The sequence below is a fragment of the Streptomyces sp. NPDC107765 genome, assembly GCF_055657085.1.
In genome coordinates this window covers 460,461-472,615 of the sequence record NZ_JBVKBL010000005.1, presented here as the reverse complement: position 1 = coordinate 472,615, position 12,155 = coordinate 460,461, and the positions used below count along the sequence as shown (strand labels likewise).

Here is a 12,155-nt window from a genome sequence, read left to right as displayed (position 1 = left end):
CTCCGGGCCGGCCGCGTCAGGTACCTTTCCGGCAGTTGAGAGTGAGTGAGGACCTGATGGACACGGCCGCCGCAACGGCCGGGGGTGCCCCCGGACGGGACCTGGGGCAGGACGGCCGCACCGTGCCGCCGCCCCGGACCGCCGCCGACCCGGCCGCGACCACCACCCCCGGGCCGCCCGCCGGCCCCCTCCGGCGCACCGCCGGCCGCCTGCGGGACCGCACGGCCCCGCTGCGCGTCCCCCGCCTCGACCCGTACTGGGCCGCCCTCCTCTTCTTCCTCGCCTTCGCGCTGCTGGCCCTCGCCCGCTACCGGACCCTGTCCACGTCCTCCTGGGACCTGGGCATCTTCGAACAGGCGATACGCGGCTACGCCCACTTCGGGGCGCCGATCGTCGACCTCAAGGGCCCCGGCACCAACATCCTCGGCGACCACTTCAGCCCCGTACTGGTCCTGCTCGCCCCCCTCTACCGCGTCTTCCCCTCCTCACTGACCCTGCTGATAGCCCAGGCCGCGCTGTTCGCGGTGTCCGTCATACCGGTCACCCGCGCCGCGGCCCGCGCCCTCGGCCGCTTCCCCGGCCTCGCCCTCGGCATCGCGTACGGCACCTCCTGGGGCATCCAGAAGGCCGTCGACTTCGACTTCCACGAGATCGCGTTCGCCCTGCCGCTGCTGGCCTTCGCCCTCGAAGCGGTGCTCCGCGGCCGCTGGACCGCGGCGGTGTGCTGGGCGGCGCCGCTGGTCCTGGTCAAGGAGGACCTGGGCGTCACCGCCGCCGCCATCGGCGCCCTCGCCCTGATACGCACCCGGAGGGCGAGCCCCCTCCCCATCGCCCTGGTCGGCTTCGGCCTCGGCGCCGCCGCCCTCACCCTCGGCGTCCTCATCCCGTCCTTCAACGGGTCCGGCTCCTACGACTACTGGAGCAAGTTCGGCGCCGACGGCGGCGGCGCGACGATCCCCCTCGACACGGCGCTGCGCACCACCCTGTGGGTGCTGCTCCCCACCACCGGCCTGCTCGCCCTGCGCTCCCCCCTCATCCTGGTCGCGCTGCCCACCCTGGGCTGGCGGTTCCTCTCCCACGAACCCCACTACTGGGGCATCGACTGGCACTACAACGCCGTCCTGATGCCGGTGGTCTTCCTCGCCCTGGTCGACGCGCTCCCCCGGGCCCGGGTCTCCGCCCGCCCCTGGCTGCGCTCCTACGCCCACCACCTGCCGGCCGCCGCCCTCGCCGCGGCCCTCGCGCTGACCGCCAACCTGCCGCTGGCGCGGCTCACCGAGTCCGCGACGTACCGCACGCCGCCGGACGTCGCCGCCGCGGCGCGGCTGCTCTCCCGGATCCCGGACGGCGCCACCGTCGAATCCGACATCCGCCCCCTGAGCCGGCTCACCGACCACACCCACGTCTTCTGGCTCGGCGACACGGGGGGCTTGGCGCCCGCCTACATCGCGGTCCAGCTGCGGGACGGGCACACGCCGCGCCAGGCGGTCGCGGATGCCGTTGCCCGGCATCCGCGGGCTCACTATGTCGTTCTTGGCGGCGCGGCGGACGTCCTGGTACTTCGCCGCACGACGGCCGGCTGACCCGTACGTTGTCGGGTGACCCCGCCGTACCAAGCCTGTTGCTTCGCCTTCGGCGGGGTGGGGTTGGTTGGGCCGGGGGAAAGCCAAAGACCAGGGGCTCGGCCGCGTCGTGGCGCGGCCGAGCCCCTGGTCCCACCCAGCCGAAGGCGAAAAACAGCAACCCCCACGGCGGGCCGGCCGAAAACGGGCGGCTAGCTCAAGACCGTCGTGAGGAACTCGCCCACCCAGGCGAGCAACTCACGTCCCACCACCGGCTTGCCGCCGACCTTGGCCGTCGTGGGCCGCGGGACCAGGATCTGGTGAGCGGCCGGCTTCAGGACCGTACGCGGGTACAACCGCTTCAGGCGGAGTTCCTGGGACTCGCGGAGTTCGACCGGGCCGAAGCGGATGTTGGCGCCCTGGAGGGTGATGTCCGAGACGCCGCAGGAACGGGCCAGCATCCGCAGGCCGGCGACGAGCAGCAGGTTCTCGACCGGCTCGGGCAGCTTGCCGTAGCGGTCGGTGAGCTCCTCGCGGACCGCGGCGATGTCCTCCTCGGAGTTCGCGGAGGCGATCGCGCGGTAGGCCTGGAGGCGGAGGCGCTCGCCGGGGGCGTAGTCGTGCGGGACGTGCGCGTCGACGGGGAGCTCGATCTTCACTTCGAGCGGCGGCTCCTCCTCCACGCCGCCTTCGAGGGACGCGCGGTAGTCGGCGACGGCCTCGCCGACCATGCGGACGTAGAGGTCGAAGCCGACGCCGGCGATGTGGCCGGACTGTTCGCCGCCGAGGAGGTTGCCGGCGCCGCGGATCTCCAGGTCCTTCATGGCGACGTACATGCCGGCACCCATCTCGGTGTGCTGGGCGATGGTGGCGAGGCGCTCGTGGGCGGTCTCGGTCAGCGGCTTCTCGGGCGGGTAGAGGAAGTACGCGTAGCCGCGTTCGCGGCCGCGGCCGACCCGGCCGCGGAGCTGGTGCAGCTGCGACAGGCCGAAGTTGTCGCCGCGCTCCACGATCAGTGTGTTGGCGTTGGAGATGTCGATGCCGGACTCGACGATCGTGGTCGAGACCAGGACGTCGAACTTCTTCTCCCAGAAGTCGACGACGACCTGTTCGAGGGCCGACTCGGACATCTGGCCGTGGGCGGTGGCGATCCGGGCCTCGGGGACGATCTCGCGGAGGCGGGCGGCGGCGCGGTCGATGGACTCGACGCGGTTGTGGATGTAGAAGACCTGGCCCTCGCGGAGCAGTTCGCGGCGGATGGCGGCGCCGATCTGCTTCTGCTCGTAGGGGCCGACGAAGGTCAGGACCGGGTGCCGCTCCTCGGGCGGGGTGGTGATCGTGGACATCTCGCGGATGCCGGTGACCGCCATCTCCAGGGTGCGGGGGATCGGCGTGGCGGACATGGTCAGCACGTCGACGTTGGCGCGGAGCTTCTTCAGCTGCTCCTTGTGCTCGACGCCGAAGCGCTGCTCCTCGTCGACGATGACCAGGCCCAGGTCCTTGAACTTGGTCTCGGAGGAGAACAGCCGGTGGGTGCCGATGACGACGTCGACGGCGCCGTCCCGCAGGCCCTCCAGGGTCGCCTTGGCCTCGGTGTCGCTCTGGAAGCGGGACAGCGCCTTGACGTTGACCGGGAACTGGCCGTACCGCTCGCTGAAGGTGCCGTAGTGCTGCTGGACCAGCAGCGTGGTGGGGACCAGGACGGCGACCTGCTTGCCGTCCTGGACGGCCTTGAAGGCGGCGCGGACTGCGATCTCGGTCTTGCCGTAGCCGACGTCGCCGCAGATCAGCCGGTCCATCGGGACCGACTTCTCCATGTCCTCCTTGACCTCGGCGATGGTGGTGAGCTGGTCGGGCGTCTCCGCGTACGGGAAGGCGTCCTCCAGTTCGCGCTGCCAGGGGGTGTCCGGACCGAAGGTGTGGCCGGGCGCCGCCATCCGGGCCGAGTACAGCTTGATCAGGTCGGCGGCGATCTCCTTGACGGCCTTCTTGGCGCGCGCCTTGGTCTTGGTCCAGTCGGCGCCGCCGAGCCGGTGCAGGGTCGGGGCCTCCCCGCCCACGTACTTGGTGACCTGCTCCAGCTGGTCGGTGGGGATGTAGAGGCGGTCGCCGGGCTGGCCGCGCTTGGCGGGCGCGTACTCGACGAGGAGGTACTCGCGGGTCGCGCCCTGGACGGTGCGCTGCACCATCTCGATGTAGCGGCCCACGCCGTGCTGCTCGTGGACGATGTAGTCGCCCGCTTCGAGGGTGAGCGGGTCGATGGTCTTGCGGCGCCGGGCCGGCATCCGCTGGCCGTCCTTGCCGGCCGCCTTCTGGCCGGACAGGTCGGTCTCGGTCAGCACGGCGAGCTGGAGCTGCGGCGCGATGAAGCCGTTGTCGAGGGAGCCGCAGGCGACGTGGACGAGGGCGGGCGAGATCTCGGGGAGGTCGGCGTCGAGGCGGGCGGCGATGCCCTCGCCGCCGAGGACCTCGACCGTGCGGGCCGCGGGACCGTGCGCCTCGGTGACGTAGACCGTGCGCCAGCCGTCGGCGAGCCACTGCTTGGTGTCGGCCAGCGCCCGCTGGGTGTCACCGCGGTACGTCTCGGGGGCCGTAAGGCCCAGCTTGAGGGTGTCGCCGTCGTCCTCGGCGTCCAGGTCCTCGTCGCCGGACGCGAACGGCGTGACCGACCACCACATCATGTCCAGCTCACGGGCCCGGTCGCGGACGTCCGCGATGCCCCACAGGGACGCCGCGCCGACGTCGATGGGCGCGTCGCCGCCGCCCGCCGTCGCGGCCCAGCTGGCCTGCAGGAACTCCTGGCTGGTCGCCACCAGGTCGGCGGCCCGGGTGCGCACCCGCTCCGGGTCGCAGACCACCGCCATGGAGCCCTTGGGCAGGACGTCGAGCAGCAGCTCCATCTCGTCGACGAGGACCGGTGCGAGCGACTCCATGCCTTCGACCGCGATGCCCTCGGCGATCTTGCCGAGGAGTTCGCCCAGCTCCGGGTGCTGTTCGGCGAGGACGGCGGCGCGGTGGCGGACGTCGTCGGTGAGCAGCAGCTCACGGCAGGGCGGCGCCCACAGGCCGTGCTCGGCGACCTCCAGGGAGCGCTGGTCGGCGACCTTGAAGTAGCGGATCTCCTCGACGTCGTCGCCCCAGAACTCGATCCGGAGCGGGTGCTCCTCGGTGGGCGGGAAGACGTCCAGGATGCCGCCGCGGACCGCGAACTCGCCGCGCTTCTCGACCAGTTCGACGCGGGCGTAGGCGGCCGCCGCCAGTCCGTCGACGATCTCTTCCAGGTCGGCGGTCTGCCCCGTGCGCAGACTGACCGGCTGTAGCTCGCCCAGGCCCTTGACCTGCGGCTGGAGCACCGAGCGGATCGGCGCGACGACGACCGAGACGGGGCCCGCGGTGGGGTCGTCCGGGCTGGGGTGGGTGAGCCGGCGGAGCACCGCCAGGCGCCGGCCGACGGTGTCCGAGCGCGGGGAGAGCCGCTCGTGCGGCAGCGTCTCCCAGGACGGGAACTCGACGACGGAGTTGTCCTCGCCGGCCGGCATCAGGCTGCGCAGCGCGGCGGCGAGGTCCTCGGCCTCCCGGCCGGTGGCGGTGACCGCCAGCACCGGGCGCTGCGCCTCGCGGGCGAGCGCGGCGATCACGAACGGGCGGGCGGCCGGCGGGCCGACGAGATCCACGTGCGGGCGGCGTCCGTCGGCGGCGGCCCGGACCGCTTCGGCGAGCGCCGGGTCCCGTACGACGGCGTCGAGCAGACCAGTCAGGCTCATGAAAGGCTTCCGTCCCAGCAAGCGAGGCGAACAACGCGAACAGCCCGCGACGTCACACGGGCGGGGGTTGCCCACGATACGCCCGACCGCCGACAAACCGCCGCCCGAGCAGACCGGGCCCGGGCGGGGGCGGGCCGCCCGGTCCCGTTCCGGATCCCGGTCCGGCATGGAAGGCTGGGCCAGGAACGGTGCCCACTACACACAACGGTGGCAGGGAAGCGGAGGGGGACCCATGAGCCGTACGACCAGGGGCAGCGACAGCCCCACGGACCGGGGCACGGGCGGACCGCGGACGCCGGCGCCGGACACCGGGGACGCCCGCACCGAGCGGCGCGGCCCGGTCGTCGCCGCCCTGATGCTCGGCATGGCACTGGCCGCGCTGGACTCCACGATCATCGCCACCGCCGTCCCCCAGATCGTCGGCGACCTCGGCGGCTTCGCGGTCTTCTCCTGGCTGTTCTCCGGCTACCTGCTGGCCGTCACCGTCACCCTGCCCGTCTACGGCAAGCTCTCCGACACCTTCGGCCGCAAGCCCATCCTGCTCACCGGCATCGTGCTCTTCCTCGCCGGCTCACTGGCCTGCGCCGCCGCCTGGAACATGGCGTCCCTGATCGCCTTCCGGGTGCTGCAGGGCCTGGGCGGCGGCGCCCTCCAGGGCACCGTGCAGACCATCGCCGCCGACCTCTACCCGATGAAGGAACGCCCCAAGATCCAGGCCAGGCTCTCCGGCGTCTGGGCCACCTCGGCGATCGCCGGGCCGGCACTCGGCGGACTGCTCGCCGCCTACGCGGACTGGCGGTGGATCTTCCTGGTCAACGTGCCGGTGGGCGCGGTGGCGCTGTGGCTGGTCGGGCGGCACTTCACGGAGCCGCGACGCGCCACCGGCCGTGGCGTGGGCGTCCGGGCCGGCCGGCCCCGGGTGGACTGGCCCGGCGCGCTGGCGATCTTCGCCTGCGGCGGGCTGCTGCTGACCGCCCTGGTCCAGGGCGGCGTCGCCTGGGCCTGGCTCTCCACCCCGTCCCTGCTGCTGTTCGCCGGCAGCGCGGTGTGCGGCGCGGCCACCGTCCTGATCGAACGGCGCGCCGCCGAGCCGATCATCCCCGGCTGGGTGTGGCGCCGCCGCACCATCTCCGCGGTCAACCTCGCCCTGGGGGCACTCGGCCTGCTGATGGTCGCCCCCACCGTCTTCCTGCCCACCTACGCCCAGTCGGTGCTGGGCCTCGGCCCGATCGCGGCCGGTTTCGTGCTGTCCGTGATGACCCTGAGCTGGCCGGTGTCGGCGGCCCTGAGCAGCCACGTCTACAACCGCCTCGGCATCCGCAACTGCGCCCTGCTCGGCAGCGGCGCGGCCGGGCTGATCCTGCTCGCCTTCCCGCTGCTGCCCTATCCCGGCGCGGCCTGGCAGCCCGCACTGATCATGCTGGCGCTGGGTGCCGCCCTCGGCCTCTTCCAGCTGCCGCTGATCATCGGCGTGCAGTCCTCCGTCGGCTACGCCGAGCGCGGCACCGCCACCGCGTCCATACTCTTCTGCCGCCAGGTCGGCCAGTCCGTCGGCGCCGCCCTCTTCGGCGCCGTCGCCAACACCACCCTCAAGGACCGCCTCGCCCACGCCCCGGCCGACATCCGCCCCGGCCTGCCCGGCGACCTCGACGCGGTCTCGCACGCCCTGGAGCACGCCGGCACGCTGACCGCGCACGCCACCGACTACCTCCGCCGCGCGGTCGCCGCCACCGTCGGCCACGTCTACCTCGGTGCCGCCACGGCCGCGGCGCTCGCCGTGCTCGCCCTGCTCCTGCTCGCCCCGCGGCGCTTCCCGGTGCACGCGGACGCCCGTACGGAACAGGCCGAGCCCGGCGGGACGTAGCCGGGCCGGAGCCTTCGCAGGGTCAGCCGCCCGCCTGGCGCGGCACCTGGGTCTCCACGGTGTCCTCCTCGTCGGGCCCGGCGGGGCCGGCCGCCGGGCCGTCGTCCTCCGGCGCCGGGGCCTTGCCGGTCAGCGCCGCCAGGCTGTTGCGGACGTGCGCCATGTGGGAACGGAGCTCCTCGCGCTCCTCGTCGTGCTCCCGCAGCACCCGCTCCGTGGCCCGCTCGATGCGCTCCGCCGCGACCCGGGCCTGCGCCAGCAGCTCGGCGCCCTGGTCCTCGGCGGCCTCCAGGTGGTGCCGGGCGGCCTCCTCGGCCTGGGCGTAGCGCCGGCGCTCGTCGGCGAGCAGCACCTCACCCCGCTCGTCCAGCTCCGCCACCAGCCGCTCCAGCGCCGCCTCCCGCTCGGCGATCTCCCGGCCGCCCGCGTCCCACTCCTCCGCGTGCCGCTTCTCCTGGTCGCTGAGCAGCTGGTCGGTGCGCCGCATCACGTTCGCCAGCGCCTCGGCGGCCTCCGCGCGCAGCTCCCCGGCCTCCCGGGACGCCGCCGCCACGAGGTTCGTGGCGTTGTCCCGGGCCACCTCCTCGGCGTGCCGGGCCCGTTCGTCGGCGTCGGTGCGCAGCGCGGACGCCGCCTTGTCCGCCGACTCCCGGACCCTCTTGGCGTGCGCGTCGGCCGCGTCCCGCTCCTGCTCGGCGAAATCCTCGGCCTCCGTGCGCAGCCGCGCCGCCTCGGACTCCGCCGTGGTCAGGATCAACCGGGCCTCGCTGCCGAGGGATTCGTACGTCTGCGGGGGCAGCTTCGCCAGATAGAGCCGCAGCTCGGTGAGTTCGGCCTCCATCTCGTTGCACAGGACGGTGAGCCGTGCGGCCCGCTCCCAGCAGGAGTCACGGTCGATGGAGAGCCCTTCGAAGCGGCGGTCCACATCCTCCGGCCGGTACCCACGGCCCCGTACGATCTCGAACCCGTGAGGCGAAACCGATGCACTCATCCCTCAAGCCCCTCTGTGCAGTTGCGCGCACTTCTCCTCGGACCGGCCGGCGGCGGCGCCCTCGCGACCCGCCGGCCGACCCACTGCACCAGGATGCGTTATTTAGCGACAGAAGTCGGAATTGGATCATCGTGGCGCAAGGCCCGGAACAACCGGCTCGCCCCGTTTTCGTCCCACAGCAGTACCGACCCGGCCCCGGCCACCGTCACCCCCGGCTGACGCACCGGCACCGTCGTCGCCGTCCCGCTCCCGCCCGCGATCTGCTTCATCGCCCAGCCCATGTCCAGCAACTGCGCCATTCCCGCCTGCTGATCCACCCTCAGCGCCGCCACCGACACGTCCAGCACCCGCCGCAGCCGGAACGGATCGAGCAGCACCTGGGAGTCCGTCATCCCGTCCGCCAGCGCACCGATCAGCCGGCGCTGCCGCTTCACCCGTCCGAGGTCCCCCTGCGGGTCGGCATACCGCGCCCGGACGTACGCCAGCGCCTCGGTGCCGTTCATCCGCCGGCAGCCCGCCGGGAAGTCCGCCCCCGACCTCTCGTCCCGCAGCGGCCGCTCCAGACACAGCCGCACCCCGTCCGGCAACGCGTCCACCACCTGCACCAGCCCCAGGAAGCTGACCTCCGCGTACCGGTCGATCCGCAGCCCCGTCGCCTGTTCCACCGTCCGGGTGAGCAGCCGCGGGCCGCCGTCCGCATACGCCTCGTTGATCTTCCGGCTGCCGTACCCCGGCACCGGTACGTAACTGTCACGCGGCAGACTCACCAGGGAAGGCCCGTGATCGCCGTAGTGCAGCACCATGATCGTGTCGGTGTTCCGCACCTGGTTGTTGCCGACGTGCAGCTCCTTGCGCTGCTCGGGGGTCAGCTCGGCCCGGCTGTCCGAACCGACCAGCAGCCAGTTCGTGCCCCGCCCGGCGGCCGGCCGCCCCGCGTAGTCACCCAGCGCATCGACGTGCTGCAGCTGCTGCCCCGCCCGCACATACAGCCCCACCCCGCCCGCCACCACCAGCAGCACGAGCACCAGCAGCGCCACCAGCAGCCACCTCAGCCAGGCCAGCCGGGACGGCCCGGAACCCGTCCCCCGGCGCCGCGGCGGGCGCCGCCCCGGCAGCGAACGGGCGACCCGCCGCCGGTGCCACCACGGCGGCCGCCGCGCCCGGTACAGCGTCGTCGACGGGCCGGGCCACGACGACGACCACGACGGGGGTATCGGACGGCCCATACAGGCATGGTCAGGGCGCCCGGCCCGGCCCGCAGGTCGAGCGCCCCCGCCCTAGCGGAGAACACCCCTCACAGCAGGCCGTCCCACATCTGCTCCAGCAGCACCGACCACCAGGTCTCCGGCGAACCGAGCGCCGGCGCATCCAGCGCCACCAGCTGCGCCTGGAAGTCCACCGTCCAGCGGCCCGCCTGCTCCGGCGTGAGCCCGTACCGCAGCCGCCACATCCGGCCCAGCATCGCCAGACACCGCACGAACTCCGGCAGCCCGGAATTCACGAACTGCGGCGCGGCCGGCTGACCGCCCGGGCCGGCTTCCATCGGCACCGCCACGATGTTCGCGGTCCCGTACTGGACACACAGCTGACGCCCGAAGTCGTTGCCCATCACCAGGTACGACCCGGCGTCCGACGCCGGCTGCACCCCGCGCTCCGCCGCCAGCTCCGCCAGCGTCGGCACCGGACGGCCCGGCTGCGCCTGCGCCCAGAAGAACGGCCCGAAGTCCACCGGCAGCCCGGCCCACACCAGCATCTGCGCCACCACGTCGGGCACACCGTGCCGGGAGACCGCCCGCTGGTCGAACCGGAAGATCCCCTGCGGCCCGAACGACTGCTCCAGCTCCTGCCCGATCACCTGCGGCGGAACCGGCGGCACCGGCTGCACCTGCGACGGATGCGGCAACGGCACCCGCACCGGGGCCGGCCGCGCCGGACCGTCCGCGACCTGGTGCAACTCGCCCTGGTGCTCGACGAGATGACGCACGCCCTGCTGACGCGAGGCATGGTCCCGGCCGTACGCGGCGGTGTGGCTGATCCGCACCTGCGGCCAGTTGTCCCGGATCATCCGCGCGCAGTAGCCGCCCGGCAGATCACAGCACTCCAGCTCGGTGTGCAGCTCCAACACCTGCTGCGGCGGGACGTTCATCCCGCGCAGCTCGTGCAGCAGCTGCCACTCCGGATGCGGCGTACCCGGCGCCGAACGGCGCACGATCTTCTGCTCCGAACCGTCCGGGGCCCGATAGCTCAGCACCGCCATGTAGCCCGGACCGACCGTCGGCTGACCACTGGGCGCCGGCGGATAGCCGTACGCACCGGGAGCCGCACCGCCGGGGCCCGGCACACCGGGCTGCGGGCCGGGCGCGGCGGGCTGCCCCTGCGGCGGACCCGGCACACCGGGCGGCGGCACACCGGGACCGGCGGCCGGCGGCACACCGGGCGCACCCGGACCGCCCGGACCACCGGGACCGCCCGGCAGCGCCGCGCCACTGGCCAGCATCGTCGCCGCGGCATGCACCCCACCACCGGAGCCACCACCCGCGACGGGCGCCGGCGGGGGCGGCGGCGGACCGCCCTGCCCACCCTGGCCACCCTGCGCGCCCTGGCCGCCGTGCGCACCCTGACCGGGCCGCCCCGGCGGGCCGGGCGGCTTCGGCGCACCGGGTACGCCCGGCGGCGCGGGCGGCGGCGGCACACCCGCACCCGCGCCCCCCGGGCCACCGGCACCCACGAGATCCTGCAGCGCCGCCCCGTCGGCGAGCATCGTCGCCGCGGCGTGCACCCCACCACCGGGACCGCCGGCACCCGGCGCACCCGTACCGCCGGAGCCACCCGCGTCACCGCCACCGGGACCGCCGGCGCCACCCGGCCCGTCCACCGCACTCAGATCAAGACCGTCCGCATCCAGCTGCGAGACCAGCTGCGTCGGTACGTAACCACCGGCCGGCCCACCGGACGCGCCCGCGGCGGCCCCACCCGTACCCGTGGCCGGGGATTCCGCGCTCTGCGGGGCGGGCGGGGGCGTGGCGGGGCCGGGAGCACCCGGCCCGGCGACGCCGGGCGGCGGCGGCACGTCCGCGACCGGCGGCCCCGACGGCGGCGGCAGATCCGGCAGCCCCGCAACGGCCGGCGGCGCGGACGGCATCGGCGGCAGCGGCGCCCCACCGGGACCGCCGGCCTGACCGGACGGCAGGTCCAGCGCGGGCGCGACCTGGGTACGCGGCAACTGGCTGCCGCCCTGCAGCAGTTCGGTCTTGGCGTCCGGCCGCGCCCGCGGCGCCACCGGGGCGTCCTCCTCGTCGCAACCGGCCAGCGGCGGCGCGAAGACCGTCGCCGGCAGGCCCACCGAACGGTCCCCGGCCCCCGCGTCGGAATGCGTCGTGTCCGCCGCCGCCCAGGGGGTGTCGTCGGCAGCGTTCGCGGGGGCCGGGCCGGGCGCGGCGGCAGGAGCAGGCGCGGGCACCGCGGACGGCTGCGGCGCGGCGGCCTGCTGCGGCACCGACGGGGCCACCGGGCCGGAACCCGCACCGGCCCCTTCCCCCGCACTCCCCGCACTCCCCGCGCCACCGGCCGCCCCCGCACCGCCACTACGGTCCGGGACCCCGATCGCGTCCGCCGCCTCCTGCAGCCACTCCGGCGGCGTCAGCAGGAACGACGTGGCCTCCAGATCGATCCGCTGCGGCGGCTCGGCAGCGCCGTACCCGCCGTCCACCGGAGTGCCGTACTCCTCCTCGTAACGACGGATCACCTCGCCCACCGGCAGCCCCGGCCACAGCGTGGTCTCCCCGCTGTCCCGCGCGATCACCATCCGGGCCCGGCCGCCCTCCGACGCCGCACCCCCCTCACGGTCCTCCGCCCAGGCCACGAAACCCAGATCGAACTCCCGCACCCGCACCTCACGGTGGAGCTCCGCCGGCACCTCACCGTTCACCCACCGCTCGGCGCGCTCCTGCGCCTGCGCGAACGTCACCACCGCG

6 protein-coding genes are annotated in these 12,155 nt (G+C 74.3%); 2 read left to right on the top strand and 4 right to left on the bottom strand.

From position 1 onward, the window contains the following. Positions 1-56 precede the first annotated feature (56 nt). Positions 57-1,583, top strand: coding sequence for a DUF2079 domain-containing protein (locus ACZ7MX_RS16130; RefSeq protein ID WP_472132557.1), 1,527 nt, complete (start codon positions 57-59; stop codon positions 1,581-1,583). 191 nt (positions 1,584-1,774) lie between these two features. Here ACZ7MX_RS16130 and mfd read toward each other — a convergent pair whose 3' ends face one another. Then, positions 1,775-5,326 carry a transcription-repair coupling factor gene (mfd, locus tag ACZ7MX_RS16125; protein WP_472132455.1) on the bottom strand — a complete coding sequence of 1,184 codons (3,552 nt, stop codon included), beginning with the start codon at positions 5,324-5,326 and terminating at the stop codon, positions 1,775-1,777. 232 nt (positions 5,327-5,558) lie between these two features. Here mfd and ACZ7MX_RS16120 point away from each other — a divergent pair, with 232 nt between their 5' ends. Next, a complete protein-coding gene (locus ACZ7MX_RS16120; protein ID WP_472132454.1) occupies positions 5,559-7,190 on the top strand; it encodes an MFS transporter in 1,632 nt (543 codons plus the stop codon). A 22-nt stretch (positions 7,191-7,212) separates the two neighbouring features. Here the strand turns inward: ACZ7MX_RS16120 and ACZ7MX_RS16115 are convergent, their stop codons facing one another. From ACZ7MX_RS16115 to ACZ7MX_RS16105, 3 genes are all read right to left on the bottom strand, one after another. Next, positions 7,213-8,181 carry a cellulose-binding protein gene (locus ACZ7MX_RS16115; protein WP_472132452.1) on the bottom strand — a complete coding sequence of 323 codons (969 nt, stop codon included), beginning with the start codon at positions 8,179-8,181 and terminating at the stop codon, positions 7,213-7,215. A 98-nt stretch (positions 8,182-8,279) separates the two neighbouring features. Further along, positions 8,280-9,218, bottom strand: coding sequence for an LCP family protein (locus ACZ7MX_RS16110; RefSeq protein WP_472132555.1), 939 nt, complete (start codon positions 9,216-9,218; stop codon positions 8,280-8,282). A 257-nt stretch (positions 9,219-9,475) separates the two neighbouring features. Further along, entirely contained in the window at positions 9,476-12,151 is a 2,676-nt protein-coding gene (locus ACZ7MX_RS16105) for an SUKH-4 family immunity protein (protein ID WP_472132450.1), read from the bottom strand. Positions 12,152-12,155: the final 4 nt, after the last annotated feature.